This window comes from Streptomyces flavofungini (assembly GCF_041028215.1).
Classification (GTDB): Bacteria; Actinomycetota; Actinomycetes; order Streptomycetales; family Streptomycetaceae; genus Streptomyces; species Streptomyces flavofungini_B.
The window spans coordinates 1-3,599 of sequence record NZ_JASKYR010000783.1; the positions used below are offsets into that span (position 1 = coordinate 1).

5 protein-coding genes are annotated in these 3,599 nt (G+C 72.4%); 1 reads left to right on the top strand and 4 read right to left on the bottom strand.

Annotated features, from left to right (window positions below; genetic code table 11):
• A partial coding sequence (locus tag AB8Z36_RS34355; protein WP_369217304.1) for a helix-turn-helix domain-containing protein occupies window positions 1-370 on the bottom strand: 370 nt, incomplete at its 3' end.
• Between the two features lie 533 nt (window positions 371-903).
• Between AB8Z36_RS34355 and AB8Z36_RS34360 the strand changes: the two genes are divergently transcribed.
• Window positions 904-1,203 (top strand): hypothetical protein, encoded by a 300-nt coding sequence (locus AB8Z36_RS34360; protein ID WP_369217305.1) that lies wholly within the window; start codon window positions 904-906, stop codon window positions 1,201-1,203.
• 33 nt (window positions 1,204-1,236) lie between these two features.
• Here AB8Z36_RS34360 and AB8Z36_RS34365 read toward each other — a convergent pair whose 3' ends face one another.
• From AB8Z36_RS34365 to AB8Z36_RS34375, 3 genes are all read right to left on the bottom strand, one after another.
• Complete coding sequence (locus tag AB8Z36_RS34365) at window positions 1,237-1,938, bottom strand: response regulator (protein WP_369217306.1); 702 nt, start codon at window positions 1,936-1,938, stop codon at window positions 1,237-1,239.
• Window positions 1,935-3,098, bottom strand: coding sequence for a sensor histidine kinase (locus AB8Z36_RS34370; protein ID WP_369217307.1), 1,164 nt, complete (start codon window positions 3,096-3,098; stop codon window positions 1,935-1,937). Before AB8Z36_RS34370 ends, AB8Z36_RS34365 begins: the two co-directional genes overlap by 4 nt.
• A gap of 229 nt (window positions 3,099-3,327) precedes the next feature.
• The coding region (locus AB8Z36_RS34375) for a DUF3017 domain-containing protein (RefSeq protein ID WP_369217308.1) at window positions 3,328-3,599 on the bottom strand (272 nt) is incomplete at its 5' end.

The following is a 3,599-nucleotide window of genomic DNA, read 5'->3' on the forward strand; positions in this document are numbered from 1 at the left end:
ACTTGGCGGCGGACGAGGCCTGCCGCTCCTCCGCCTCCTTCAGGGCGGCGCGCGCCTGGGATATGCGTATCGCCTGCATGGTCATGTCGTGGCGCATCTCGGAGCGGCTCCAGGCACGCTCCGCGAGCTCCCACAGGGTGATGAGGTGCACGGGCGGTGTGCCGGTCACCTCGGCCAGCGCCACGATGGCGCCCTTGGGCGCGAGCAGCCGCCCGTTCAGATAGCGCTCCCACGACGTCTTGCTGTAGCCGGTCCGGTCCGAGACCGCCGCGATGCTCAGACCGCTGTGGTCCACGAGCCTGCGGAGCTGGTCGGCGAACTCCCTGACCTCTGGGTCGAGCTCGTCCGGCAGCGCCTTCCAACGAGGCATTACTCCCCCTCTTCCCCCCGTACGTGCCTGTCCTGCCCCCGTACGTTCCTGTCCTGCGCCCGCGTACGTTCCTGTCCTGCGCCCGCGCCTGCCGTGCCGCCGCCCCATCCAGAGGGATGCGCGGAGCCAGGATGTCAGTTCCCGCGGTCCGGCCAACAGTGTCCCATCGCCGCGAGGTGGCCGGTCACGTACATCGGACCAGGCCCGTTGCAGGCCTCGGACACCGTTGCGGAATGGTCACCTCCGTGCCACAGGGGTCTGGCATCCCTTGAACGATGTTGGCGCGTCCATGACTCTGGTTCTTAGGCGGAACACACCGCTTACATCGGGTGAATCCAGAAGGAATCACCCTCCCAGACGGCGGTGCCCGTCCTCCCACGGGGGAGAGGACGGGCACCGCCTCGCGCATGCTCCCCGCGCGTCCCGGGTGATTACGCCCGAAAGGGCGTACTTCGGCCAAGTCTGCGGCCCCGGGCCCCCGGTGCTCGGCAGAGTGCGAAGGCAACGCACGCACTCAACGAAGGGATCCGTACATGCCGTACGGCAAGCGTTTCGCGGGCGGCCTCCTCGCCGTCTCCGCCCTCCTCGGCACCTGTCTCGCCACGGCCCCCGCGGCTCAGGCCGCGGTGCGGGGCACCGCCCCGGCCTGTGTGCAGCGGGACGTGGTCAAGCACCGGAAGTATGTGAAGGTCACCAACAACTGCCGTCAGACCATGCACCTGAAGGTCGTCATCGACTGGGGCAGTGACTCGCGCTGCCTCACCTACCAGCCGGGCGAGCAGTGGGAGTGGACCTGGGGCCGCGGCTCCTACGGCAAGGTCGTCACCTGCTGAACCCGCCGCGTCCGGCCGGCCGGGGCCCGTCTCTCAGGCCCCGGTCCCCGGTACCCCCGGGGTGACCAGGCCCGACTCGTAGGCCACGACCACCGCCTGTGCCCTGCTGTCCAGGTCCAGCTTGCTCATCGTCCGGTTGAGGTGGGTCTTGACGGTCGCCTCGCTGATGTAGAGGCGCTCGGCGATGTCGGCGTTGGTCAGGCCGCGCGCGATCAGCTTCAGGACCTCCACCTCGCGCCCGGTCAGCGCCGCGAGGCCGGACGGCGGCCCGCCCCTGCCACCGGCGTCGGGCCCCGACGCCTGCCGCGCGAACGCCTCGACGAGGCGGCGCGTCACGCTGGGCGCGAAGAGCGCGTCACCGGCGCCGACCGCCGCCACCGCGGCGAGCAGCCGCTCCGGCCCCGAGTCCTTGAGCAGGAACCCCGAGGCCCCGGCGCGCAGCGCCCCGTACACGTACTCGTCCAGGTCGAAGGTGGTGAGGACCAGGACGCGCGGCGGGGGTTCGGCCGCCTGGGCGAGGATCTCCGCGGTGGCCGTGATGCCGTTCATGCCGGGCATCCGGATGTCCATGAGGACGACGTCGGGCCGGGTCCGCGCGGCGAGTGCCACGGCCTCGTCGCCGTCGCCCGCCTCACCGACGACCTCGATGCCGGGGGCGGCGCGCAGCAGCCCGACCAGTCCCGCGCGGATGAGGAACTGGTCGTCCACGACAAGTACCTTGATCGAGCCGGTCATTCGGTGGTGTCGTCCCCCTGCGCCGCGGCACGGGCCGAGGTCGGCAGGGTGAGGCGCACGGCGAATCCCCCCTCGCTCAGCGGGCCGATGCCGATCGTCCCGCCGTAGAGCTTGGCCCGCTCCCGCATGCCAATCAAGCCGTGTCCGCCGCGCGTCGGCACCTTGTCCGGAATCACCCCCTCGCCGTCGTTGATGACGGAGACCTCGATGTGATGGCGCCGGTAGCCGAGTTCCACGGTGGTCCGCGCGCCGCCCGCGTGTTTCAGCACGTTGGTCAGCGCCTCCTGCACCACCCGGTACGCGCACAGCTCGATGCCCGGCGCGAGCGGCCGCGGGGTCCCCGTCACCCGCAGCTCCACCGGGACTCCCCCGGCCCGTACCCGCTCGGCCATCTCGTCGAGGCGGGCGAGGCCCGGCATGGGCGCCTCCGGGGCGTCCGCCTCGCCGTCGGCGTCCCCGGCGCGCAGCACCCGCAGCATCCGGCGCAGCTCTTCGAGCGCCTCGCCGCTGGTGCCCGCGATGGTGCCGAGGGCGGCGCGTGCCGTGGGCGGGTCCGAGCCGAAGACGAACGTCGCGAGGCCCGCCTGCACGGATATGACCGACATATGGTGTGCCACGACGTCGTGCAGCTCCCGCGCGATGCGGCCCCGCTCCTCGGCGACCTCGCGCCTGGCCCGCTCGTCCTGCTCCCGTTTCAGCTGCCTGGCCAGCTCGGCCGTGCGGCGCGCGGCGTATCCGAAGCGCCAGATCACCAGGGGGAAGCCGATCGCCTGCGCGACGACGGCGGGCATCCCGGCCCCCTCGTCGAGCAGGCCCGCGTAGATCCAGACGCCGCCCATCAGGACCGCGCACGGCAGGGAGACGCGGACGGGCCGCACCGACGCCACGGTGTAGACGGCGAGCATGGGCGCGAAGGTGTTCAGGACCGGCCAGTACCCCGCGGTGACGTACACGGTCCAGACCGCGTGCACGAGGAGGAACACCGTCAGCGGGGCCCTGCCGCGCAGCACGGCGGGCAGATTGACGAGCCCCACGAGCGCGTAACCGACGGGGTCGAGTTCCGGCCAGCCCTGCCGTACGGACTCCTGGCCGAGCAGCACGGCCACCGTGGTCAGGGCGATCGCGATGAGCGCGTCGACGACTACGGGGCGGATCCGCATCGCCGCAGCGTAGCCCGCGTGCGGACGGCGGAACGTCAACCAGCGGCGGTACCGCGGAAGTTGCAGGAACCACGCGGCTACCGCGCCAGGCGTGCCCCGGACTCCACCCGCCGGGGGACGACGCGCCCCGGCTCCCCGCCGTAGATTTCTGCACCGGCGCGGACGGTGGCCCCGCCCCTCGGGGGAGGACGGGGCCACCGTCGCGCGCCGCCTGGGGCGGGTCAGCGGGTCAGCTGTCGATGGTGAAGTGCAGCGTGTCGTCGAGGAACGGGATCTCCAGCGCCGGATTCGGCTGTGCCATCAGCGCGAGGAGGACGATGGCCCCGCCGAGCACCCCGTACGTCACCATGTCCGTGAAGCGCGAGCGCACCGCCAGCATGCCGACGTCCGGCAGCGCCCACCGCAGCGCGGCGCCGCCGAGCAGCGCGACGCCGACCAGGACCGTGCCGACCCGGAACACGTCGAGCGCGGTGAGCAGCAGCCCGAGGCCGACCACGCCGG

Coding starts and splice junctions, on each gene's coding strand:
- AB8Z36_RS34365 (WP_369217306.1), bottom strand. CDS start 1,938: ATGACCGGCTCGATCAAGGTACTTGTCGTGGACGACCAGTTCCTCATC.
- AB8Z36_RS34370 (WP_369217307.1), bottom strand. CDS start 3,098: ATGCGGATCCGCCCCGTAGTCGTCGACGCGCTCATCGCGATCGCCCTG.
- AB8Z36_RS34360 (WP_369217305.1), top strand. CDS start 904: ATGCCGTACGGCAAGCGTTTCGCGGGCGGCCTCCTCGCCGTCTCCGCC.